The sequence below is a fragment of the Paenibacillus jiangxiensis genome, assembly GCF_046098255.1.
Lineage (GTDB): Bacteria > Bacillota > Bacilli > Paenibacillales > Paenibacillaceae > Paenibacillus > Paenibacillus jiagnxiensis.
The window spans coordinates 9,925-30,613 of sequence record NZ_JBJURI010000030.1 but is presented as its reverse complement, the minus strand read 5'-3'; the positions used below and the strand labels follow the sequence as shown (position 1 = coordinate 30,613).

Here is a 20,689-nt window from a genome sequence, read left to right as displayed (position 1 = left end):
CAATCCTTAATTTTACGGTGTTCATGGCTTATTAAGGAGTTACAGGAGTGATGCTTGCTGTATCAAACTTCAGCTGCACTTCATATTTGCCGTTGTAGTTCAGGACAGGAATAACCACTTCCGTATAAGCGTTAAGCTTGGCATCCAAATCGGCAACCGGGAAGCCAACGACTCTGGTGTTAGCTGCCGCGTCACTGCTGACGACATCAGCGTCAACATATTGGCCGTTTTGTTCGGTTTGGAACTTGGTGATCCAAGAGCTGTTTTTCAGCGTGAAGGTCACATAAGCCTGGCCTCCGGTAACCGTCAGATTAGCCGGTTTCACGGTATAACTGTCCATCATGGAAGTGCTGTCCGTTCCATCCTTCAGTACGGTGTAATTGATCGTATATTTCCCGTCTGCAGGAGCGGCTCCGGCTGCACCATAAGGCAAGAGCAATGCAAACACTACGAACGCCATTAACGACCATTTAAGCAGCAAGTTTTTTTTCATGATCAGATCAATCTCCTTTTTATAAAAAATTTTATTTGGCTTTGGACAGAAACAATCGCCGGAGCAAAAACAAAAGCGATACCGCAAAAACAGCCACCCATGCAGCAATTGGAGCGGCATCCGCTGTTGGCGGATTGATTACTTGATCGCTCGACCCTTCACTCTTTAAAGCGTTGTTATATGACTTAACTTCTTGAGCATTAGCCTGAACCCGGTTCCCCGGACCATCATTCGCTCCGGAAGCAGCAGTACTTGCCGAATTCGGAGCATTGTTTTCAGTTTTTGCAGCAGCAGATTTTTCAGCCTTCACCGGAGTAATGCTGCTGCTATCAAAGGCAAAGCGGATCGTGTAATCATGGTCATAATCTACGGATGGAACGGTCACATGGATTTTAGCGGCAAGCGGGGATTCCAGGCTCTGCAGCGGAAAACGTGCTACCCGTGTATCAGCAACACTATCGCTGCTGACCGTAGTCGTATCAACATATCCACCGCCATCCGGAACCTTGAACTCTGTGATCCAGGCGCTGTGGTTCAACCGGATTTCCGCCTCCAGCTTCCCGTTATTCACATGGATCACAGCCGGTTTTTCAAAATAATCGTTTGCCATGGAGACCGAATCGTTTTCAGCTTTTAAAATGTTGTAGTCTACGCTGTATTCTCCATCCTGCAATGCAATGGCTTCTGCCTGGACCTTGGGTGTAACGCATAATACCAGGCCTAAGACCGCAGTGAAGAAAAGGATTGGAACTCCTTTCCACCTCTTCATGGAAACCCTTTTCCTCCTCTCAATCTCTCTCATTGAATGAATCATACAAGTACAGGGATGCAATTCTCATTGATTATCATTCTCAATTATAACTTAAAAAAAATGATCCTATCAGCTTGTATGTTGTTACAGAACACTTCTTCCTCATCTCTTCTTGCTTTCCTGCAACCGTGAACTCTCCCCCTCGGTTTCTTTCAAGCTATTAACCTGTCCGGCAATCGGCTAATCACACCAGCAATCCATGGCATCCCTCCCCAGTGACAAAATAAGGTGCGGTTGCGATTTGATATTATCCCACTCTTCATGGGGGTGTCAATCAAAAAAATAAAATTTTTAGCTAACGCGAAATTGAGATTGACAGTGATAATGATTTTCATTATCATCCAAGTATACAGCATTTTCTTCCTCATTCTTCCTCCCCATCTCTCAGGAACAGGAGTATTTTATGAATAATAAAGCTGTATTGGTAAGTGCCGTGATCCTGCTTCTCTTGACCGGATGCGGGGCTGGCAGCGGTTCCATTGAAGGGCAAACATCTGCGGCCCAGTCTGCTTCTGCAGAGGAGCCATCAGAGGCTGCCACAATTACGGTGACTGATTTTGCAGGAAGAGAGGTGACGGTGCCTTATCCCCCGACGCGAATAGTAGCGCTAAGCAGTGGGGATATGGACATTGTTCACGCTCTCGGCGGCAATCTGGTCGGAAGACCGACGTCCTCCGTAGAAGCAAAGCTATCGCAGATTGAAGAGGTCGGAACCACACATGAGCTTGATCTTGAGAAAATTACTTTTCTAAGGCCGGATCTTGTGCTCGGCAATGCCGTACTGAACGCCAAGGATACCGCGATGATTGAAAGCATTGGCTCGCACATGATCCTGACCGAAGCGAACTCAGTTGCTGATATCCAGAAACAGATACGCTTGCTGGGTGAAATCCTTGATCAGCATAGCAAAGCAGAAGAACTCGTGCGGGCTATTGACGACAAAATCGGGAAACTCCGGAATGAAGAGCTTCCTTCCCGGCCAAGGGTCCTGATCATCTATGGAGCGCCCGGAACGTATTTGGCGGCACTACCCAATTCCTTGAGCGGTGATTTGCTTGAGCTGGCCGGTGGAGTAAATATCGCATCTGACTACCCTGAACTGAACGGCTTCCCCCACTACGCCCAATTGAACACGGAACGAATTGTTGAATCCGATCCTGAAGTGATATTAATCATGACGCATGGACAGCCAGAGGCGGTTAAAGACGGGTTTTTCAAGGAAATGCAGGTAAATGCGGCCTGGAACGGGATTCGCGCGGTCAAGAACGGACAGGTTCATGTGCTTCCTTCCGACCTGTTCGGAACTAATCCTGGCACCAAGGTGACAGAAGCGCTTGATAAGCTGCGTGGTTTGCTGGAGACAGTGAAATGAATGCAATTGATGTTCGGCAAAGAACGAACAGGCGCAATCTCATGTTACTCTTCTCCCCCCTCATTCTTATCGCAGCAAGCGTCTATGGACTGACCTATGGTTCAATTCCCGTCACAGTTCCGGACATTTGGTCCGCCATACTTGAGCGAGGCAGCTCTGGCTATGGAACGATTATTATGGATTTGCGCCTGCCGCGCATACTGACCGGAATGCTGGTGGGAGGCTGTCTTGCGGCTTCAGGTGCTTTGCTTCAGGGAGTAATGAAAAATCCGTTGGCTGATCCGGGCATTATCGGTGTGTCTTCCGGGGGAGGGTTGGCAGCCGTCATCTGTATGGTGGCACTGCCGCAATACAGCTACCTGCTACCGGCAGCGGCGTTCGCCGGAGCTTTTGCCACCTCGCTTGTCATCTATGGAATGGCTTGGGACAAAGGAGCTTCGCCAGTCAAAATTATTCTTGCCGGCGTTGCCGTTAATGCCCTGCTCGGTGCTGTTATGAATGGAGTTATGGTTGTTTACAGTGATCGTGTACAGGCGGTCCTCTCATGGTTATCCGGCGGACTGAACGGGAGAAGCTGGCATCATCTCTCCTTCATGGCTCCCTATGCCCTGATAGGGCTGCTTCTGACGATTCCGGCGATACGTCCGGCCAATCTGATGCAGCTGGGGGACGAATCCGCGAGGCTGCTTGGTCAGAGAATCGAGCTGCAGCGGCTCCTGCTCATGCTGCTTGCATCCTTCCTTGCCGGCACGGCCGTCAGTGTGGCCGGTTTGATCGGTTTTGTCGGCCTTGTCGTCCCTCACGCCATCCGGCTTGTTATTGGAGACGACTACCGCTTCCTGCTCCCGTTATCCGTCATGGGCGGGGCATCTTTGGTGGTCCTTGCAGACACGATCGCCAGATCCTGGTTTGATCCGATTGAGCTTCCTGCGGGAATTTTGCTGGCCGCGCTGGGTGCGCCATTCTTTTTGATTCTGCTCAGGAGACGGGGGAAAATCAGATGAAGGAGAACACACTTGCCGTTAAAGATATTTCGCTTCATAGACAAGGCTTTCAACTGAAAAGTATTAACGCTGAATTTCCGCCAGGACGCATAACGGCTATAGTCGGTCCCAACGGTTCCGGCAAATCCACTCTGTTAAAAACGATCACCCGTCTGATCAGGATCGATGCCGGAGAAATTCTCATTCACGGAAAGCCTGCTTCCGCTTTTTCGCCCAGACAGCTGGCCCGGCATATTTCCATGCTTCCGCAGACCAGAGACTCCCTACCTGATCTGACGGTACAAGAGCTCGTCGCTTATGGACGTACTCCTTACAAGAAGCTGTTTCAGCAGCGGCATACTCGTGAAGATAACCAGGCGGTCGAATTTGCACTTGATGCCGTTGGCATGAGCCGGCATGCGGAGAGACTGTTTTACACTCTGTCAGGGGGTGAGCAGCAGCGGGCGAGAATTGCCATGGCGCTGGCGCAAGGAACGGATATTTTATTGCTGGATGAGCCGACTACTTATTTGGACATCGCCCACCAGCTGGACATTTTGAATATGCTGAAGCGGATCAATGAGCAATGGGAGATCACGATTGTAATGGTCCTGCATGATCTGCAGCAGGCAGCCGCTTACTGCCATCATATGATCGCCATGAAACACGGCGTTGTTGCCGCGGCAGATAGTCCGCAAGTTTTGCTTACACCTGCATTTCTGAAAGAAATCTACGAGATTGATGCTAATGTAGCCGTGATCGACGGATACCCGCTTATTATACCTGTGACGAACTTAAATAAACCGGGAGGAATTCAAAAATGATGATTGTAACGAACACCTCGCAAATTACAAAAGGCAATGCCAACAAACTGATCGAACGTTTTAACAAAACGGGAAAAGTGGAAATGATGGAAGGATTTCTGGGACTGGAGGTGCTGTTAACGGAGAACACCAAAGACCATGACGAGGTTACGATCAGCACGCGCTGGGTCTCCAAAGAGCATTTTCAGGCATGGACGCACAGCGATGCTTTCCGTGAATCTCATTCCCACCGCGAGATGCCGGATTTCATATTGGACAACAAGATTACTTTTTATGAGGTCAAAATTATCAGACAGCCGCTGGCCGACATCGATTCCCCTCAACTGACGGATCTGCGGGCCTAAGCTTGGTTAAGTGAATCGGATTTTGTCCTAACATCCATACTGTTTAATGTAACATTAAAACTTCCCTGGAGGTAACAAATTTGGGTAAAAACAAATCCTTAAAGCAAAAAATGCAGTCAACGGCGGACAAAAGCAGCAATGTGGAGAGCGGCAAAGAGCATCCGACAACGAACACCAATATGGGCAAATTCCATATTCCTAATCGTCCGTCTGTTTGAACGAATCCAATTGATGTAAAAAGGGATGAACAGGCTGTATGCTTGTTCATCCCCATATTTAACATTGCTTTTACCCCTTGGCTGCCAAATACTGATCCAATTGCTCAAAGGTTGCCCCGAAGCCTTGCTGCATGCTGTCAAGAATCGATTTGAAGGTTTCTAACTCTTCCTCTGCTGTAGTTAATGGCACTGCGTGAAGAGTGATCATCGTCTTTCCATTTTGCTCTGAGAATGTCAAAGTATTCAGAACCTCCAGCGGCCACGTCTCGCTGAACGGTCCCCTGTTTGTATTGCCCTCTTCATCGGAAAAGGAGCTGACATAGATCACCTTCTCAGGCGCGGCAATTTCCCGGTAAACGAACTTGCTCCACATCACATTTCCATCAGCTTGCAGGCAGTAATGACAGATCCCCCCTGGACGAAGATCCTGCTTGATCACTTCCATCTCCCAACCCGCAGGACCCCACCAATGCTTCAAATGCTCCTTTTGCGTAAACGCTTCGAATACAAGTTCCCTTGGCGCATTAATCGTGCGTGTGATGACTAACTCAACAGTTTTGGACATGATGCTCCTCCGGGAAATCATAAATTTGGTATTTTACTTCACTTGAAGTGTGCTGCCCGCCAGCGGGTTCATTGAATTCTGCACGGCCGATTTCCGTCTTTTATGGTAATAAACATAAGATCCCGCGATCAACAGATAACCGACAAGGAAAACAAGCGTCCCGCCCGAGAATCCGTCCACAGCGATAGTTGAATACATGGCCCCCGCCAAATCGAAGAACAATCCGGCATACGCCCACTCCTTGATTCGCGGAAAGCCTGGAACAAGAATGGCCACAACCCCCAATAATTTGGCAGCCCCAAGAAAAGGAAGCAGGTAGACAGGATAGCCCAAGTGCTCGAACATGACCACCGCATCGGGGACGGACATCATATTAGGAATCGCCCCTATACCCATTAATGCCGCCAGCAGCACTGTGAATATCCAATAGGGAATCGCAAGCTTTTTCATCAAACATCAGCCTCCTGTAACCATTTTCAATCGTTCTGCAAGACGGTCAAACGTTGATTTGGCTCCTTCAATCGCTCCATACTCTTTAACCACTTGTTCCAGTTCCTCTACTGTTTTGAATTGCATCCGCATCGTAAGCTCGGTCTGCTTCCCCTGCTCCGCAAAGGTAACCGTAACCCGGAACGACTCATCTTCGTCACCGTCTCCATGGGAATACACGAGCTTCTCCGGACTTACGACTTCCCGATAAGTGATCTTGTTCAGATAATCCGTTCCATCCGGACCGTGCATGATATAACGCCATACACCCCCAGGTCTGACATCGAATTCTTGAACCGTGATGGTAAAGCCCTTCGGCCCCAACCAATGGGTCAAATGCTCGGGATCCGTCCATGTTGTGAATACCAGCTCACGCGGCGCATCAAATAAACGGTTGACCACAATTTCCCGGTCGATTACAGAGGTGATTGTATTTCCGGATGATTTAGAATGTTCCATCAATTCGGCGCTCCTTAGTTTAGTTTCGAATTCATGCCTTTAATATATCCTTACAGGAATATTCCTGTCAAGGAATATTATAAAATCAGCTAAAAAAACGCACTCAGGCTTTCACTTGAATGCGTTCTTTTCCAAAATTATATAAAATCATGTGCCGCAGAAGGTGCGGTACGGTCGTCCAGATGGTGCAGGCAGCTTGCAGTACTCCGCTTGCTCGGGGGAATGCGCGAAGGGGTTGGAAAGAGCCTCCAACAGCCGCTGCATCACGCTCAAATCTTCATGCTGCACAGCAGCCTCAAGCGCTTCCTCTACCCGATGGTTGCGGGGAATCAGCGCAGGATTGCTGCTCCGCATCAGCTCCCGGGAAGAATCAAGGGATTCCTCCTGTCTGCCGCGTCTCTCCTGCCACCGTTCATGCCAAGGAGTAATTTCAGAGGAACCGAACAGAGCGTTGTCCTCCTGATTATCAAAAGTTAACGCCAGAAATGTATTGGTATAATCCGCCTGGTGCTGTTCCATCAAGCGAAGCAGGTCATCCACAAGCGACTGGTCCTGCTCTTCTTCATTGAATAATCCCAGCTTCGCCCTCATTCCCGAGAGCCAGTTCCGGTGAAACAGCTCGTGATAATTTGCAATCTCCTCCTCGGCTAGCCGGATTGCTTCCTTCTGCTCGTCATGCAAGAGCGGCAGCAAGGTTTCAGCGAATCTGGCCAAATTCCAGGCACCGATGTGAGGCTGGTTGCCATAGGCATAGCGCCCCTGAACATCGATCGAGCTGAATACTGTACCCGGGTTATATACATCCATAAAGGCACAAGGTCCATAGTCAATCGTTTCTCCGCTAAGAGCCATGTTGTCCGTGTTCATCACTCCGTGGATAAAGCCGACGAGCTGCCATTTCGCGATCAGCGCAGCCTGCCGGCGGATGACTTCCCGTAACAGAGCCAGATAGCGGTTGTCTCCTAAATCAGCATCAGGAAAATGTCTCCACAGTGTATAATCTGCCAATGCCCGCAGGTCCTCTTTCGTTCCCCACCCCGCTGCATATTGGAAGGTGCCGACACGTAAATGGCTGGCAGCGACACGGGTTAAAACCGCGCCCGGCAGCTCCGTTTCACGAATTATCATTTCTCCCGTTACAGCTACCGCAAGACTGCGGGTGGTGGGGATTCCAAGTCCATGCATCGCTTCGCTGATGATGTATTCACGCAGCATCGGACCAAGCGCAGCCCGGCCGTCTCCGCCGCGGGAGTATGGCGTTCTGCCTGCACCCTTGAGCTGAATGTCGTACCGTTTGCCGTCGGGGGTTATTTGCTCACCAAGCAAAACCGCCCGCCCGTCACCCAGCATCGTAAAATTTCCAAATTGATGTCCTGCATAAGCCTGGGCAATAGGCAAAGACCCCGCGGGCATAACGTTCCCGGCAAATATCGCTGCCCCCTCTTCATTTTGCAAAGCTTGAGCATGCAGCCCAAGAGACTCTGCCAAGGAATGATTAAATGCTATAAGCTTGGGGGAGCGCACGGAATCGGGTTGAAGTCTGCTGTAGAATAATTGCGGGAGCTCTACATAACTGTTATCGAAATTCCAGCCTGCTTTCTGGATTACTTTATTCTCTGTCATACCAGCACCTATTTTCATTAAATTTTCGTCGTTATTTTTTCTTTCCCTTCGTGTATTATACCCTAACTCCATTTTTCTGCCCCAAACTGTTTTTTTAGAACCTACAAGGGAATTGCTCAGAATGCCAGCACAAAAGGCCAAGAACTGTGGGCATATCGCTCGGCTCTTGACCTTTTACCAAAGTGCAATATAAAGTTCTTCGTTATCGGGCCATCGCCGCTATATCATCGGAGGAAGGACCATAAAGCCCGGGCACCGGCTGATTGAGCAGCCGCAAATAGACGGTAATCTGAGCCCGATAATGAATCATATGATTTATTCCGATACTTCTCAGCGCAAGCAGCCGCGGCTGTTCAAACAGAATTTGTTCTCCCTGTTTCAATGTCCATTCTGCGCTTAGCTGCTCCTCTTCGATCCCACTCAGCAGAGCACTGAGAACACTGAAGCTTTCGTCAAATTCATCAATTAGCGCCATCCTGCTTTCCAGCGCCTCCCTGCGGGCTGGTATGGAGGCCAGATCCAATTGGCTTTTAATAAAACTTTTATCGAGCCTTCATTCCATACCGGGCAAAATGTATATTACAGTGAGTTTAAGCGTTCAGGCATCCTGAATGGACAACAAAAGAAATTAAATTCTCAGGTTGAGCAGCTTGAGTGTCCGCTTGATGACTTCCGTCGTCACCCAACCGCTGGATCCTGCCAGCAGGGCATTATGAAGCACCACCAGCCAAAGGTTATAAATCAGCGTTCCCAAACCGATCTCGAGCAGAATAAACGTTTTAATTGAAGACATTTCTACTACATACACTTGAAAAGGACTTTCAAACGCCGGTTTCATGCTCCACCCCGCAAATCGCTTTTTATTAAGAAAGATATATACATTGTCAGGCTTGCCTTATTCATAACTTTTTTGTTGCGGGGACCGGGCGGAATATATTATAGGTGTTGGTTGATTTTTATCAGCAATTCCTTGAGCGTCTGCTTCTCCTCTTCTGTCAGAGGTTGGACAATATCGTCCTCCACCTTTTGAAAGGATTCATCAAAGGCTTCAATTAATTCAATGCCTCTGGGCAAAACATAAATATTTTTTTGCCGCTCATTATTGGCCGGAATTTTACGCTCAATAAATCCTCTTTTTTCAAGGCCCTGCAGCATGCTTGTTATGCTGGCGCCGCGCAGATGAAATCGGTCGGCCAGGTCCTTTTGAATTAAAGCCTTATCCTGATTCTCATAAATATAGCTGATTACTTTGCCCTGATGAGCATTTAACCCCAGCTCTTTGATACTATCATCCGCTCTTTTCTTCAACTTAAGGCCGATCACCTGCATCAAATCCAAAAAAGGTGTGTCCTTACGGGCCATCATTCGGATCCTCCTAATTCACATCTAAACGTTAGGAATCTAACTGTTAACAAAACAACTATACAAATAGTTCATTCGACTGTCAATCCAACTACATTCGAACGAAGTTAAGCCTATAATGGTAATGCAACCAAAAGATAATTTATTGACAGTTAGTTTTCTAACTGTTAGTATATGTTCAGTTCGAAAATTAACTAGGAGGCAATGTTATGACAAACGAAAAGCAAAACCTTTCATCGGAAAAGATTACGGCTATTACCAATGCTCGCATTTTTGACGGGGAAAATGTGATCAATGCAAGAACTGTGGTCATCAAAGGGGAAAAAATTATTGCAGTTGGGGGAGAAATTCCGGCAGAAGCAGCGGTGATAGATGCGGAGAATGCGACATTACTGCCTGGTTTGATTGATGCACATGTCCATACTTCCATCGGCGGATTACGGGATGCAGTAAAATTCGGTGTCACGACGGAACTCGAAATGAATGGTGATTTTACGAAAAGAGGCCGCGAGATACAGCTGAAAAATTTGCATGATATCGCAGATGTTCGTTCTGCCGGTACGGCGGTTACCGCTCCTGGCGGTCATCCTGATGAATTGCTGCCGGATGACGGTGAAATCCCTGAGTTTATAATGAAGGAACTGGAGAAGCTATCAGAAGCAGAACGGGAGGCGATGCTGGCCGCTTATGCTCATGATCACGAAGAAGTGCCGCAGGTTACAACGATCGAAGAAGCGATCAAACATGTGCGTGCCCAAGTAGAGAATGGCGCTGACTATATTAAAATCATGATTGAAGAAGGAACGGTTATGGGCGCACCCGGATTGCCTGTATTAAGCGATGACATTCTAAAAGCAGCCGTGGACGAAGCCCACAAGTTTAATAAACAGGTCATTGCCCACGTATTAACTGCTCGGTCCTCACAAACCGCAATCGAGCTCGGTGTGAACGGTTTGGGCCACCTGTTTATGGATCGGCCAGAGTCAACACCGGAGCTGGTAAAATCCATCGCAGAGGCAGACGCTTTTGTTATACCATGCCTGGTATTGAATGCCTCCATCATTGGAAATTCGGCATCAGAGTTAGCTGATGATCCGCGCGTGTATTCCAAATTAAGTCCGGAATGGATCGATATCCTGAACTCCAGCTTCAACACCTTTCCACAAGGAAATATGGAGAACAGCTTTAAAAACGTGATGGATCTGCACCATGCCGGGGTCGATATTCTGGTCGGTACGGATGTTTCTCCGGTTCCCGTGCCGCAGCTTGGCGGCCTTGCCCACGGTGCCAGCGTTCATCATGAAATGCAATTGCTGGTTAAGGCAGGCTTCACTCCGCTGGAAGCACTGCGGGCGGCTACCTCCACAACAGCCCGCCGCTTTCATCTTCATGACCGCGGCCGCATCGCCGAAGGCGCGCGTGCTGACCTCGTGCTGGTCGATGGCGACCCGACTACCAAGATATCGGATAGCTTGTCCATTAAATCCGTATGGTTCAACGGTGTTCAGCAACCGATCAATTAATTGCTAAGAAAATGTCGGAAAGGGGATCACGTCCCCCTTCCCTTTTTTGTGAATTGAACCGGATCATTAAGGCTGCGCCGTCACAGGTACAGCTTCTCCAAAGTATTCCTCCAGCGTGATTCCTTTAGTGCTAATCTCTTTGGCAAACTCAATGCCTACGTAGCGGATGTGCCACGGTTCGTATTTGTAACTGGTAATTTTCTCTTTACCTTCCGGGTAGCGGATAATAAATCCGTAATCGGGCGCATGGGCTGCCAGCCATTTCGCTTCTGGTGTGCCCGCGAAGCAGGACTCTGCTGCACACTTTCCGTCACTGCCTGAAACATCGATGGCGAGTCCGGTTTGGTGCTCGCTTGTCCCCGGATAGGCACTGTAGGTTTTGGCTTTTTCTTCGCCGTCTTTGGCGGCATACTGATTAAAAATAACCTTCTGCCTCGCCTCCGAACGATAACCGGACACCCCTGCGAGATAGATTGCGTCCTTCTCTGCGGCAGTGAACATCGTCTCAAGCGCTTGTGCGGCTTCTTTGCGCAGCATCCGTTTCTCAATCTTTTCTTTGAAAATAAAGCGGACATTCGGATAAACCAAATCAGCGGGGATGTAATTTTCCGGGAGTCTGATCTGTTTATTCACCAGCACGGTTACCGCATCCGGATCGGCGATCACAGGCAGTGAGCCGTTGTCCGGGCTGTTCGGCTTCCCCTCTGAGGCAGGTGTCATTACCGCCTTTGCCCCCTCCTGCTGAGAGCTGCCTGTCTTGTTGGTATTGGCTTCGTGGGACTGAAGGGTTTGCCCTTTGTCGCACGCCGGCAGCAGAATTACCAATCCCATACAGACAAGCAGCAACCCCACATAAAACAATGCATTTCTTTTCAACACGTATGTACCTCCGATCTACATCCTACATTGTATCCTTTTTATACGATAACCGCAAAAAGAAGACGGCTTCTGATGATCAGAAACCGCCTCTGTATCTAAAAGCTATTTTTTAAAGCAGAATGAAACGGATTATACCCGCTGCCCTTTCCGGACGGCATCGCTCCCGGGACACCGTCGGCCTCCAAGAGCGGTCGAATGATCAGCTTTACCGGCCATTCCTTCTGCTCAAAAAGCGCCTTGTGCAGCCTGCTCCGGTCCGCCTCCGGAATATCGATGGTATTTAAGGCGTCCCTTAATTTCGCTTCTGTTATCTTCCAAAAGATGCTTTCCGGAATCCTATAAGCCTCGGACAAGGCTTCCATAATTGAAGCCAGGTTGACCTGGGTGCCGAGCGTTTGGACATAGAAAATCAATTTTTCCAGTGTTTCATTGTATAAACTGTTGGAATACCCCGGTCTGATATGATAACCCGGGTCCGCGATCCCGTGCCTATCCAAATACGGCTGATGCAGCCGCACTGAATCATGGTCCCGGAACAGCAGGCCAACGATTCTGTTATCCTTCAGGACAAGGCAGCAATTCTGCCCGTGGATCTCCGGCACAATGCCCACTTTAAATAATCTCATGACGATATCGTAAAATACTGTTGAAAGCTCTGTATAAAATGCGAGCACTTCTGCTTTGGAAGGTGTTCCTCCCAAAATGGTGCTAAGAAAATGATGTTTCCCGGCCAGTACCACACCCAATGAGGACATCGGTATGATTTTATATTCCTCCTGCAAAACTTCGTGCGGATAAATTCTCACCTGTGCCGCTAAATGGCGGGGGTGATCATCGAATAACCCCATCGATTCAGGCATATACCCCCACCAATGCTGTTCTTCGCATAAAAATACCCGCCCTGCGAGCTTTTCGTCACAGGCTATGGCCTGGCGGAACATCCGCTCACCGGCCAAGCCGTTCAGCAGCTTTACAACAGGAAGGTACCTGGCAGCGCCGAGCGATTTCACGCTTAGAGGAAGCTTTAACATTCGGGTTGATGCAGCCACCGCTGATAAAGAGCGTACCGAGGAGGTCGCCAGAAATTGGCCTGCTTGTACCTCCAATATCACAACAGTTTTGTCCCCGATCTCCGCTTGATAATCGGGCTGAATGATATTTTCCAGCTGCCAGGGATGCACGGGGATGATCGTGTACTGTTGCTTGGATATGCCTTTCTCCGCCAATTCATTTTCAATGGCCGCTCTTTCCAGCTCGTTCAACACATCAAGCGCTTCTAAATTGCCTTCCGGGCATCCTTTGGTAATGGAATCATTGTTAATTGCCACCCACCGCAAGCCAATCGGTTTTGCAAATTCGGCCATATACTGCTGATAGTCCTGCGCTGACAAACCTGTTTTTGCTTTCGCAAGCGGGTGAAACGGCCTGTCACGCAGCGAGGCAATTCGCTCTCCAGTCACATACCAGTCATAAGGCGTTTCGGGTACAGAAACAAGCTGGTCCGCCAACCGCTGCAGGCTCAGGTTCAACTGCTGAACGGTCATCTTCAATCCATCCAAAAATTCCAGTACTCCCGGATGTGCATAAGCCTCTGGGGATAATGAGCTGTACAGCACGATCTGAGCCAGCTCGCTCGGCGAGTTCAGTTCAACCCATTCTTGATTTTTATAGTGATATATAGGGGAATCCGGTACCCACTGAACTCCCTGCCTGCAGCTTTCCTCGATCAGAAAGCAGATTTCACCGGTGTATACCAAAGCGTCTACATACCCGGGATAAAGCTGCCGGACATTGGCGGGCACTGCTGAGAGCGGTGATACAGAGTCCCCGTTTATGCTAAAAAATCGCTCCGCGATGAACGCATTCAGCAAGTCCTTCATGATCAGCTGTTCAGCTGTTCTGCTCTGAACCTGAGCTGTGCCATGCTGCCTCATTCATATTCCCCTCCCGTAATATAGTAAAATTCCGGATGCGGGTGTCCCAGGAAATCATGGTGGGAAATCGTCCAGCAATAGGCGCCCGACTTTTCAAAAATCAACACATCCCCTACACGCAAGCTTTCCACTTCGGCATCCGTATGAAGCCGGTCCTTGGGCGTACACAGCTCGCCAACGACCGTAACCTTCCCTTGCCTGATTTCCGGCCTTGGAAATGGGTAGGGCCAGCTTTCAACAGGAACAACGTAAAACGGATGATTATGCCCCCACGAGGCAGGCAATCGGTTATGATGTGTACCGCCTCTGATCACAGCAAAATTTTTCCCCTGTGACGGCTTAATATCCACAACCTCTGCAGCGTAGTAACCGTGATCGGCGACAATCACTCTTCCCGGCTCAAAAAAGAGTTGTACTTCCTCCAAACCGGACGGAAATTCAGTTTGTGCTAACAAGCTGGTAAATCGCTGCCAGTCAAAACCCGGCGCATCATCATAGGAGACCCCGATTCCGCCGCCTGCGTTGATGACTTTAATGTCTAAATCGTATTTGCTCTTCCACTCCGCCACCTTCTGCAGATAATAATGAACCATGTCTGCATGCACATCCGGCTGCAGGTTGTTGGATAAGGAATGAAAGTGAAAACCGCTGAAGTGAACATGAGTATTGTCTGCCCCCTTTAGCAGGGAAATAGCCTCTCCAATGAACAGCTCATCCAGCCCAAACGGGGTTGGACGGCCACCCATCTGAATCTTCGTCTGTGGCAATGTATCTGTCCTCAGATTAATGCGCAGCAGCACATGTGTATCCTTTTTCCGCTCCCTCGCCAGCAGGATCAGCTTTCTTATTTCAAGCAGGCTTTCTACATGGATATAGGACACATTATGGCTGAGCGCCAGCTCAAGCTCATAGTCTTTCTTCCCCGGTCCTCCAAATAAAACCGGAACGGTTGCGGATACCCCTCTCACCTTGAGCAGCTCACCGGCCGACGCTACTTCAAACCCTGTCACGAGCGGCAACAAAGCTTCTATGATTCGTGAATCAGGATTGGCCTTGATTGCATAAAACAGACTTGCTTGTGCAGGCATCACGCTTAACATGTTGCTGACATGCTGCCGGATGCCGTCAAGATCGTAAATATAAGCGCAGATCGGCTTACTGCTTTTTTCCCGCAGCTCGTGGATCAAACTTAGTACCTTCTCATTCATGTTTCCCCTCCGGCAGTCCCTCGATATTCATTCAGCTTTTGTCCGTAGGCTCTGAAAGCAGTGTTCCGGTCATCTCCCAGCACAAAAATTCGAACACCCTTTGCCGCCCATTTTTTGTGACCGTCTATACTTCTTGAAACGGCGGCATATGGGACATTAGAGCGTTGCGCTGCTTCAAACAGCTGCATCAAATTTCTTTGCACCTCCGTATGCTCCGTATTCCACGGCACCTGCAGCGACTGGGACAGATCTGCCGCCCCCTCCAGCACAAAGCTGATTTGCGGCACTGACAAAATCGCTTCGCTTTGCCGAATGCCCTCTGCGCTTTCGATCATCGGCACGATCATGATCTCTTCATTTGCCGCTGCTATATATTCGTTTAACGGGTATTTTCCGAATACACCTGGCCGGCCGCTGTTCAGACTTCTTCCGCCAATGGGATGGTAGTAGGCATAATAAACAGCCTCTTCCACCTGTTCCTTGCGTTCCACATGCGGAATGACAATTCCCTGGGCGCCGCAGTCCAGCACCTTCAAGATTTCAATCCGGTCCACCCTCGATATGCGCACAAGCGGTGTAATCTCCAGCAGCTCTGCGGCCCGGACCAGCTCCTCGACCGTTTCCATATTGGTTGACGCATGCTCATAATCGATGATGACAAAGTCATACTCCGCATGGCCGATCAGTTCGACCACAATCGGATGCGGTATCGACACGAATAAACCGTAAACCGCTTCGTTTCTGTTTATTTTTTCTTTCAGCCTGTTTTTTCTCATGACAGTAGATCCTTTGCCAATCGCAAAGCATTTTTCACATTCCGGAAATACAGCTCTCCGTCTCCATAGATCCTTCTCTTGGTCATCTCTTCTACAAGCACAGCTTCTGAAAATAAATCAAACATCTCGTAACGTTCCTGATATTCCGGGTGCTCCTGCTGGTAGTTTAGAATCGTTTGTGCGCACGTCTGCCAAAACTCAAGCTCACTCCATCCAAATTTCTCAAGCGCAAAGCAGATTTCGCTCATGCAGATAAAGAAAAAAGCATCAAAGGTATAATCTCTTACTTCCGCCACCGATTCCGTCTGGAGAAAAGAATATCGATTAAACTTACGGTGAGTCTCCGGTTCGGGGTGTAATTTCGGCGCCCAGTCCGGCCGCAGCAGCTTGTCCGGCGTATAACGGACGCCATCATGCAGGTCTTTGACGATGATTCTTTTTGGAAAATTGTTTTCAACCACCAATATGATATTTTGGGCGTGGGATTCAAGCGCAATGCCGTGGGCATACAGCAGGTGAATGATCGGCAGTGTTACCGTGCGGATCAGCGCTTCACTCCATGGCCCGATTCCATATTGATCGATTGCCGCTTGAATAAAGGGCTCCCCGTTTCTTTGGGTATAAAACAATGCATTCAATGGCCACGCTTCTTCATTAGCTTCAAGACAGGCCGAGATATTCTCACGGTAAATGGCACCGAGCGTTCCATAAGCCAACCGATATTGCACTGGAGGCAGTTCATCATAGCGAAATGAAATTCCCATGACCTCTCTTAAAATTTGAAACCCTTCCCGCTGCAGCAGCGGATCATTTTGAATGATTTTGTGCAGCCAGCTGCTGATGAGCGGCGCATTTTGCGTTGTGTGATGAGCCAGGATGCGGCTTGTTGAAGTATTCGTGATGCTCAGCGCAAGTTTAATATAGCTCGCTTGGGCATTGCTGCGATGGGACAAGGAACGGATCGATTGCTGTGCCCTGTAAGCACTGCTCGAAGCTCCGAGATCAACAATATCCTTATCCCCCCATTGCTGAACGAAAAGAGATTGAATCCGATGCCCCCACTGCCACGGATGCACAGGCAGAAAAACGTACTGTTTATCCCTGCTGCCCCGCTCCTGCACAATTTGCTTGAACAGGGTCATTTCATCTTCCTTAATATGCTGACGGTAAATTTCATCCAGGGACGTTTCTGTAGAAACATCCGCCAGTTCCCTGTTTACCGCGATCCACCGGATATGTACGTTTTGGTTAAACTCGGGACCGTAAGCCAGGTTATCTGCAAGAGAGAAGCCGATCCGGGATTTGTAGCTTGGATGATAAGGGTGCCCGTCCGTCATATGGCTTTCCAAAGCTTCATAATGTCTCTCTTCCCGGGCAATTCGCTCTGGCTGCAGCTCCTTTGACTGCTTGTCCTTCACCAGGGTTTCCAGCAGCTCCTTTATAAATTGATCCACAAGCAGCCCATCCAGCTTATTCTGAATCACTTCTTCGAGAAAAACATAAATGTTGCGGCAGACCTCCCCTTCTCTCCGAATGGAGCCCGGTTTAATTTTAATTCTGCCGAAAGACCACTTCTCGTCTGCCTGGCACGAATACCGGACACTGCCTCCGTCTGCCGCTTTCCCTGTAAATAGCCTCTCTTTTCCTGATTTATCAACATCCATAATCCCTTCATATATGAAGGCTTCCAGCGTTTGACGCATAATTCTTTCACTAACATCCTCCAGGCACGAGGCCTCCTCGTTATGCAAGCTGCTTATCGTCTGCATTCGTTTCACTCCCTATCCGCTTCATTACGTTGACTACCGGAATATAAGATGGTCTTTCACTATCTCCCGCAAGACAGCTTATCAGGTTCTTTTTCGCATAGAAGGCATCGGCATTCAGCAAATAATGCACAAACTCGTTCTCCTGCCTCGCATTTTCTTTCATCAGCACTTCCTGGACCAGCTTCCAGTAACGCTCCTCCGGAGCCCGTGCACCGTATGCAATCGCATGGATCAGGGAGCCTAAATGATTGACAAAAAAATAGTACGCCGTTCGCGCCCAAGCCTCTTCCTTGGCATAGAACAGCGGTCCGTTCTTCTCCTCGTCAGTGCCAGCCTTCTCCCTGTCCACACTGACTCCTTCCAGATCGCGGATCATAAAGGTATGAGGCATCCCATCCTTGATCGTTAATAAAGAATTTTGCAAGTGAGCCTCAAAATGAATCCCTTCCTGCTCGGCTATACGAACGATGGGCAGCAAGGAAATTTGCAGATAACGTCTGAACCATTTGTTGATGTCCTGACTGCCGATCAGTGAAAAAAGCCGCGGCCGCGCGCCTGCCAGGGGCACTTCCACGAGACTGGACAGGACATACGTGGACGATTCATCGAAATCGACGGCACGATAGGCTAACGTAAACAATTTGGTAATATCATCATTAGCGAACCGGCACGTGCAGACGCCTGTCTCATAAGCAATGCGGGTATTCGGTTCCTGTGCAAAACAGCTTTTTCTTAATAAATAATTTGCCGCATCCATGGTTCTTCGCATTTGCTCCCGGTCGTTATTCCTCAGCAGATTCGTAATTTGTATATTCAGCGAGAGCTTGATGTTGCATTGCATCTCAGGGATATACACGGTTCGCACCGAAGAGGTCGGATAGACCATGGGTCCAAAACTTCCGAGCGGAATAAGCTTATCCTGGTCGATATACTCTTGCACAGCCTGAACCGTCTGAACATGCTCGTACTGCCAGGGATGAACGGGCAGTATGGAATATCTGCGGCCTTTATCCTTAAGCATGCTCCGGACCTGCACATCCACGTATTCATAAAAATCCATTCGCCGCTCATCCGCCAACCATTCTTCTGCAAAGACATCCTCCCGCACGGCAAAATAGCACAATTGAAACGAGGTGTGCAGCTCCGGACAATAGGCCATTACTTCCTGTTCGCTAAACCCCATTGTATTTTTGGGAAAAGGATGAAACGGGTGGCCATAAATCAGCGATTGCTCGGATGATAGGTAATCCCCTACCTCTTGGCCGGCGGCATGCTTCAGAAACAGAGCCAGCTTATGAAAGCTGTTCTCTGTTTTGGCAGCGAAATCAGCGGACCGTTCAGCCGTAATGGACGGGTCATGCTGCTTCAGCTCTTGGATAATCCAACGGACCAAATCAGCATAGTGCAGCGCTTTTCCTTCATCCACATAAAAACTTTCATATTCATGCTCTCCCGCTGCTGAGAAGAATGCCAATCTTCCACAAATTTGAACCTCGCTTGCCCGAAAGCGAAGCTTGAACGTACCTTCATCAGGTTCAATGGAGATCGTCTCAGGATGCTCTTGGCAAAATTCTCGGATATAACAGTTCAACAATACCTTGCACTGATGGAAATTGGCCTTTATTTCAGACTGCAGATTGTCTTCTGTTTCCAACATCGATAGCTACCTTCTTCCTTTTCACAACTAAAACAAGCGGCAATGTCACCAGCATCAGGATGCCTAAAGTTAAGCACTCTTCTTTCAAGGCAAGCCATTTCGCAAGCTCGGCAGTCTCTCCCGCGGATGCTATCGCTTGCCAGCGGACTTCGTAATAAACGGCCAGCAGCATAACCGCAAATGAGGACGTCAAACGCTCGATCGTACTGGATAACACGGAGCCTTCGTGCAAGTCCTCCTCCGGCAATGAGTTAAGCCCGACCGTAGTTATCGTTAAACTGGACAAGCCATTTCCGATTCCTCTGGCCGCCATCATAAGAGCAATGACGATAAAGGACACCTGCTGAGAAAAAAAGGCAAACACCAGCACGGAACCGGCAATGAGCACAATGCCATATGCAATAAAATTTAATGATTTGCCTTTATCAACGAAGCTGCCCCCAATCCAGGAGAACATGCTTGTAAATATCGCTGCCGGAATAAATATGGCTCCTGTCATGGCAAGCGAGAAATGAAAAACCTCCTGCAGCAGCAGCGGCAGTACAAAAATGACACCAAACATAACGGAATCCTGTATGGCGGAAATAAGCACCGTCATTGCATAAACGGGATTTCCTTGCAGCAGCCGATAGCGGATTAACGGCTCGGTTCTGCCATTCTCTTTTTGTATAAAACGGACTCCCGCTGCTGTCCCCAGCAGCATCAGTGTTACTGGCAGCCATAGTGAAACAGCCTTCACCGAAATGAGATGAATCCCCAGACTCATAGCGAAAATACTAAAGAGCATCAGGACCACCCCTTCGGGGTAAAGCGTTTTACGGCGGTTCGGCTGGTAGGATGCAATTTGCGTACAGCACAAAATCAGGGAAAAAAGGGCAAAGGGGACATTGATCCAGAACAAATACTTGATTTCGCCAAATTCCATAATCAAGCCACCCAGGGTCGGACCGATGGCCGGAGCGACCATCAGCAGCATCCCCCATAATCCGGTGATTCTGCCGCGCATTTCATGACCGTAATGATCAAACAGCAGCACCAGCGACAAAGGAATCATCAGCCCGGCGGCGGCACCATGCATGAGGCGTACGAGCAATACAACCTCAATATGCTTATAAAACAGCCCGCCCATAATAGAGAACACGCAGTAGACGGCAAGTCCCATGATATAGGCTCTCTTTCTGCCGATCCGGTCCACGATGAGCGAGGTCAAAGGCATGGTCATCGTCATCGCCAGCATGTACAGGGTAATCATCCATCCGCCAAGAGCCGCCGAGATATCGTAGATCCGCACAAACTCAGGCAGCAAAACATTAAAAGCGCTGTTCGTCAAAACCAATAAAAAAGCGCCGCTCGCAATAGCCAATAAAATGATATGTTTGTTTGCTTTTCCGGCCTTCATC

General features: G+C 48.9%; 23 protein-coding genes. 6 read left to right on the top strand and 17 right to left on the bottom strand.

What is annotated here, in order from left to right; all coding sequences use genetic code 11:
- Positions 1-31: 31 nt before the first annotated feature.
- The 3 genes from ACI1P2_RS24510 to ACI1P2_RS24500 all read right to left on the bottom strand — a co-directional run bounded on the left by ACI1P2_RS24510 (position 32) and on the right by ACI1P2_RS24500 (position 1,639).
- Positions 32-493 (bottom strand): NEAT domain-containing protein, encoded by a 462-nt coding sequence (locus ACI1P2_RS24510; RefSeq protein WP_355324119.1) that lies wholly within the window; start codon positions 491-493, stop codon positions 32-34.
- A gap of 31 nt (positions 494-524) precedes the next feature.
- Positions 525-1,262, bottom strand: coding sequence for a heme uptake protein IsdC (isdC, locus tag ACI1P2_RS24505; protein ID WP_355324116.1), 738 nt, complete (start codon positions 1,260-1,262; stop codon positions 525-527).
- A 194-nt stretch (positions 1,263-1,456) separates the two neighbouring features.
- Positions 1,457-1,639, bottom strand: coding sequence for a hypothetical protein (locus ACI1P2_RS24500; protein ID WP_355324113.1), 183 nt, complete (start codon positions 1,637-1,639; stop codon positions 1,457-1,459).
- A 68-nt stretch (positions 1,640-1,707) separates the two neighbouring features.
- On the opposite strand from ACI1P2_RS24500, the gene ACI1P2_RS24495 reads away from it, so the two are divergent.
- The 5 genes from ACI1P2_RS24495 (at position 1,708) to ACI1P2_RS24475 (ending at position 5,045) form a co-directional block, all read left to right on the top strand.
- Positions 1,708-2,676: an ABC transporter substrate-binding protein gene (locus ACI1P2_RS24495; RefSeq protein WP_355324110.1), complete on the top strand. Its 969-nt coding sequence runs from the start codon at positions 1,708-1,710 to the stop codon at positions 2,674-2,676.
- A complete protein-coding gene (locus ACI1P2_RS24490; RefSeq protein ID WP_355324108.1) occupies positions 2,673-3,680 on the top strand; it encodes a FecCD family ABC transporter permease in 1,008 nt (335 codons plus the stop codon). Before ACI1P2_RS24495 ends, ACI1P2_RS24490 begins: the two co-directional genes overlap by 4 nt.
- Positions 3,677-4,483, top strand: a complete 807-nt coding sequence (locus ACI1P2_RS24485) for an ABC transporter ATP-binding protein (RefSeq protein WP_355324105.1) — start codon at positions 3,677-3,679, stop codon at positions 4,481-4,483. Before ACI1P2_RS24490 ends, ACI1P2_RS24485 begins: the two co-directional genes overlap by 4 nt.
- Positions 4,480-4,827: a heme oxygenase gene (gene isdG, locus ACI1P2_RS24480; protein ID WP_355324102.1), complete on the top strand. Its 348-nt coding sequence runs from the start codon at positions 4,480-4,482 to the stop codon at positions 4,825-4,827. The genes ACI1P2_RS24485 and isdG overlap by 4 nt, the downstream gene beginning before the upstream one ends.
- 80 nt (positions 4,828-4,907) lie before the next feature.
- Positions 4,908-5,045: a hypothetical protein gene (locus ACI1P2_RS24475; RefSeq protein ID WP_355324100.1), complete on the top strand. Its 138-nt coding sequence runs from the start codon at positions 4,908-4,910 to the stop codon at positions 5,043-5,045.
- A 70-nt stretch (positions 5,046-5,115) separates the two neighbouring features.
- On the opposite strand, the gene ACI1P2_RS24470 is transcribed toward ACI1P2_RS24475, so the two are convergent.
- The 7 genes from ACI1P2_RS24470 to ACI1P2_RS24440 all read right to left on the bottom strand — a co-directional run bounded on the left by ACI1P2_RS24470 (position 5,116) and on the right by ACI1P2_RS24440 (position 9,546).
- Positions 5,116-5,610 (bottom strand): SRPBCC domain-containing protein, encoded by a 495-nt coding sequence (locus tag ACI1P2_RS24470; RefSeq protein WP_355324097.1) that lies wholly within the window; start codon positions 5,608-5,610, stop codon positions 5,116-5,118.
- A gap of 33 nt (positions 5,611-5,643) precedes the next feature.
- Positions 5,644-6,060, bottom strand: coding sequence for a DoxX family protein (locus ACI1P2_RS24465; RefSeq protein WP_355324239.1), 417 nt, complete (start codon positions 6,058-6,060; stop codon positions 5,644-5,646).
- A gap of 6 nt (positions 6,061-6,066) precedes the next feature.
- Positions 6,067-6,558 (bottom strand): SRPBCC family protein, encoded by a 492-nt coding sequence (locus tag ACI1P2_RS24460; protein ID WP_355324094.1) that lies wholly within the window; start codon positions 6,556-6,558, stop codon positions 6,067-6,069.
- A gap of 147 nt (positions 6,559-6,705) precedes the next feature.
- Positions 6,706-8,181, bottom strand: a complete 1,476-nt coding sequence (locus tag ACI1P2_RS24455; protein WP_355324091.1) for a protein adenylyltransferase SelO — start codon at positions 8,179-8,181, stop codon at positions 6,706-6,708.
- A 202-nt stretch (positions 8,182-8,383) separates the two neighbouring features.
- The gene (locus ACI1P2_RS24450; protein WP_355324088.1) at positions 8,384-8,656 is read right to left on the bottom strand and encodes a DinB family protein; all 273 of its coding nucleotides are present in this window, start codon (positions 8,654-8,656) and stop codon (positions 8,384-8,386) included.
- A 153-nt stretch (positions 8,657-8,809) separates the two neighbouring features.
- A complete protein-coding gene (locus ACI1P2_RS24445) occupies positions 8,810-8,974 on the bottom strand; it encodes a hypothetical protein (RefSeq protein WP_355324085.1) in 165 nt (54 codons plus the stop codon).
- A gap of 143 nt (positions 8,975-9,117) precedes the next feature.
- Positions 9,118-9,546 (bottom strand): MarR family winged helix-turn-helix transcriptional regulator, encoded by a 429-nt coding sequence (locus ACI1P2_RS24440; RefSeq protein ID WP_355324082.1) that lies wholly within the window; start codon positions 9,544-9,546, stop codon positions 9,118-9,120.
- Positions 9,547-9,752: 206 nt separating this feature from the next.
- On the opposite strand from ACI1P2_RS24440, the gene ACI1P2_RS24435 reads away from it, so the two are divergent.
- Positions 9,753-11,066, top strand: coding sequence for an amidohydrolase family protein (locus tag ACI1P2_RS24435; protein ID WP_355324079.1), 1,314 nt, complete (start codon positions 9,753-9,755; stop codon positions 11,064-11,066).
- A gap of 66 nt (positions 11,067-11,132) precedes the next feature.
- Here ACI1P2_RS24435 and ACI1P2_RS24430 read toward each other — a convergent pair whose 3' ends face one another.
- The 7 genes from ACI1P2_RS24430 to ACI1P2_RS24400 all read right to left on the bottom strand — a co-directional run bounded on the left by ACI1P2_RS24430 (position 11,133) and on the right by ACI1P2_RS24400 (position 20,688).
- Positions 11,133-11,897, bottom strand: a complete 765-nt coding sequence (locus ACI1P2_RS24430) for a M15 family metallopeptidase (protein ID WP_408976335.1) — start codon at positions 11,895-11,897, stop codon at positions 11,133-11,135.
- Positions 11,898-12,040: 143 nt separating this feature from the next.
- Positions 12,041-13,879, bottom strand: coding sequence for an IucA/IucC family protein (locus tag ACI1P2_RS24425; protein WP_355324073.1), 1,839 nt, complete (start codon positions 13,877-13,879; stop codon positions 12,041-12,043).
- Entirely contained in the window at positions 13,876-15,087 is a 1,212-nt protein-coding gene (locus ACI1P2_RS24420; protein ID WP_355324070.1) for a type III PLP-dependent enzyme, read from the bottom strand. The genes ACI1P2_RS24425 and ACI1P2_RS24420 overlap by 4 nt, the downstream gene beginning before the upstream one ends.
- Positions 15,084-15,863 carry an HpcH/HpaI aldolase family protein gene (locus tag ACI1P2_RS24415; protein ID WP_355324067.1) on the bottom strand — a complete coding sequence of 260 codons (780 nt, stop codon included), beginning with the start codon at positions 15,861-15,863 and terminating at the stop codon, positions 15,084-15,086. Before ACI1P2_RS24415 ends, ACI1P2_RS24420 begins: the two co-directional genes overlap by 4 nt.
- Positions 15,860-17,632 carry an IucA/IucC family protein gene (locus ACI1P2_RS24410; RefSeq protein ID WP_355324064.1) on the bottom strand — a complete coding sequence of 591 codons (1,773 nt, stop codon included), beginning with the start codon at positions 17,630-17,632 and terminating at the stop codon, positions 15,860-15,862. The genes ACI1P2_RS24415 and ACI1P2_RS24410 overlap by 4 nt, the downstream gene beginning before the upstream one ends.
- Complete coding sequence (locus tag ACI1P2_RS24405; RefSeq protein WP_355324061.1) at positions 17,607-19,289, bottom strand: IucA/IucC family protein; 1,683 nt, start codon at positions 19,287-19,289, stop codon at positions 17,607-17,609. The genes ACI1P2_RS24410 and ACI1P2_RS24405 overlap by 26 nt, the downstream gene beginning before the upstream one ends.
- Positions 19,258-20,688, bottom strand: a complete 1,431-nt coding sequence (locus tag ACI1P2_RS24400) for an MFS transporter (RefSeq protein ID WP_355324058.1) — start codon at positions 20,686-20,688, stop codon at positions 19,258-19,260. The genes ACI1P2_RS24405 and ACI1P2_RS24400 overlap by 32 nt, the downstream gene beginning before the upstream one ends.
- Position 20,689: the final 1 nt, after the last annotated feature.

What these genes read in the sequence shown, in the direction of transcription:
- isdC (WP_355324116.1), bottom strand. Translation starts at nt 1,262, where the DNA reads ATGAAGAGGTGGAAAGGAGTTCCAATCCTTTTCTTCACTGCGGTCTTA.
- ACI1P2_RS24495 (WP_355324110.1), top strand. Translation starts at nt 1,708, where the DNA reads ATGAATAATAAAGCTGTATTGGTAAGTGCCGTGATCCTGCTTCTCTTG.
- ACI1P2_RS24425 (WP_355324073.1), bottom strand. Translation starts at nt 13,879, where the DNA reads ATGAGGCAGCATGGCACAGCTCAGGTTCAGAGCAGAACAGCTGAACAG.
- ACI1P2_RS24440 (WP_355324082.1), bottom strand. Translation starts at nt 9,546, where the DNA reads ATGATGGCCCGTAAGGACACACCTTTTTTGGATTTGATGCAGGTGATC.
- isdG (WP_355324102.1), top strand. Translation starts at nt 4,480, where the DNA reads ATGATGATTGTAACGAACACCTCGCAAATTACAAAAGGCAATGCCAAC.
- ACI1P2_RS24470 (WP_355324097.1), bottom strand. Translation starts at nt 5,610, where the DNA reads ATGTCCAAAACTGTTGAGTTAGTCATCACACGCACGATTAATGCGCCA.
- ACI1P2_RS24430 (WP_408976335.1), bottom strand. Translation starts at nt 11,897, where the DNA reads ATGGGATTGGTAATTCTGCTGCCGGCGTGCGACAAAGGGCAAACCCTT.
- ACI1P2_RS24485 (WP_355324105.1), top strand. Translation starts at nt 3,677, where the DNA reads ATGAAGGAGAACACACTTGCCGTTAAAGATATTTCGCTTCATAGACAA.
- ACI1P2_RS24420 (WP_355324070.1), bottom strand. Translation starts at nt 15,087, where the DNA reads ATGAATGAGAAGGTACTAAGTTTGATCCACGAGCTGCGGGAAAAAAGC.
- ACI1P2_RS24410 (WP_355324064.1), bottom strand. Translation starts at nt 17,632, where the DNA reads ATGCAGACGATAAGCAGCTTGCATAACGAGGAGGCCTCGTGCCTGGAG.
- ACI1P2_RS24445 (WP_355324085.1), bottom strand. Translation starts at nt 8,974, where the DNA reads ATGTCTTCAATTAAAACGTTTATTCTGCTCGAGATCGGTTTGGGAACG.
- ACI1P2_RS24415 (WP_355324067.1), bottom strand. Translation starts at nt 15,863, where the DNA reads ATGAGAAAAAACAGGCTGAAAGAAAAAATAAACAGAAACGAAGCGGTT.
- ACI1P2_RS24405 (WP_355324061.1), bottom strand. Translation starts at nt 19,289, where the DNA reads ATGTTGGAAACAGAAGACAATCTGCAGTCTGAAATAAAGGCCAATTTC.
- ACI1P2_RS24450 (WP_355324088.1), bottom strand. Translation starts at nt 8,656, where the DNA reads ATGGCGCTAATTGATGAATTTGACGAAAGCTTCAGTGTTCTCAGTGCT.
- ACI1P2_RS24400 (WP_355324058.1), bottom strand. Translation starts at nt 20,688, where the DNA reads ATGAAGGCCGGAAAAGCAAACAAACATATCATTTTATTGGCTATTGCG.
- ACI1P2_RS24465 (WP_355324239.1), bottom strand. Translation starts at nt 6,060, where the DNA reads ATGAAAAAGCTTGCGATTCCCTATTGGATATTCACAGTGCTGCTGGCG.
- ACI1P2_RS24435 (WP_355324079.1), top strand. Translation starts at nt 9,753, where the DNA reads ATGACAAACGAAAAGCAAAACCTTTCATCGGAAAAGATTACGGCTATT.
- ACI1P2_RS24460 (WP_355324094.1), bottom strand. Translation starts at nt 6,558, where the DNA reads ATGGAACATTCTAAATCATCCGGAAATACAATCACCTCTGTAATCGAC.
- ACI1P2_RS24500 (WP_355324113.1), bottom strand. Translation starts at nt 1,639, where the DNA reads ATGAAAATCATTATCACTGTCAATCTCAATTTCGCGTTAGCTAAAAAT.
- ACI1P2_RS24490 (WP_355324108.1), top strand. Translation starts at nt 2,673, where the DNA reads ATGAATGCAATTGATGTTCGGCAAAGAACGAACAGGCGCAATCTCATG.
- ACI1P2_RS24455 (WP_355324091.1), bottom strand. Translation starts at nt 8,181, where the DNA reads ATGACAGAGAATAAAGTAATCCAGAAAGCAGGCTGGAATTTCGATAAC.
- ACI1P2_RS24510 (WP_355324119.1), bottom strand. Translation starts at nt 493, where the DNA reads ATGAAAAAAAACTTGCTGCTTAAATGGTCGTTAATGGCGTTCGTAGTG.